This is a genomic window from Pyxidicoccus fallax (assembly GCF_012933655.1).
Classification (GTDB): Bacteria; Myxococcota; Myxococcia; order Myxococcales; family Myxococcaceae; genus Myxococcus; species Myxococcus fallax.
Map to the genome: position 1 here is coordinate 1 of NZ_JABBJJ010000756.1, position 637 is coordinate 637.

Annotated in this window: 1 protein-coding gene; it reads left to right on the forward strand. The window is 71.4% G+C overall.

From position 1 onward, the window contains the following. Positions 1–331 precede the first annotated feature (331 nt). On the forward strand, positions 332–598 hold the full coding sequence (locus HG543_RS54025; protein ID WP_169352720.1) for an AtpZ/AtpI family protein: 267 nt from the start codon (positions 332–334) through the stop codon (positions 596–598). Positions 599–637: the final 39 nt, after the last annotated feature.

Sequence of the window (637 nt, forward strand, 5' to 3'; positions counted from 1 at the left end):
GGGCGGGCGGACCCACGCCGAGCCCCGGTAGCGCCCTGTTATGGGGTCCAACGACCCGTGGACCCTGGAGGGTGGGCAGGAGGGCAGGGCGCTTCCGGGCTGGCGTCTACCCGAGGGGCCCAGGGCCGGGGCGGGGTCTTCCCCCTGGCGGAGCAGATCGCGGTAGCTGAGCTTGCGGGTGCCGCAACCCGGGCTTGGGGCGGTGTTCCGCTCCGACTGGTAGCGGTTGCGTGTGCCGAGCATTCGGTGCTAAGCGGCGCCCGCGCGTGATGGGGCAGGTCGGGTGGTGCTGGAAACCCGAGGTTTTCCCAGGGTTTGGGGAGGCGTCCGAATGGCGGTGAAGGAGCCCCGGGAGCCCGAAGGTTCGGACGGCAGCGAGCTGGGGTCCACGGCGCGCCAGATGAGGGCCGCGGAGCCCTACATCTCGGCGGTGTGGAAGCTGGTGGGCGGGGCGGTGGTGGGCGTGCTGGGCGGCTACTGGCTGGACAAGTGGCTGGGGACGGCGCCCTGGGTGCTGATTGGGTTGAGCCTGGTGGGTATCAGCGTGGGCTTCTACGGGTTCCTCCGGGAGATGGCCCGACTGGGGAAGCGGAAGTGAAGGCGCGGGGTGGTGGTGGCGCGGAGGACCCCTTCTGGC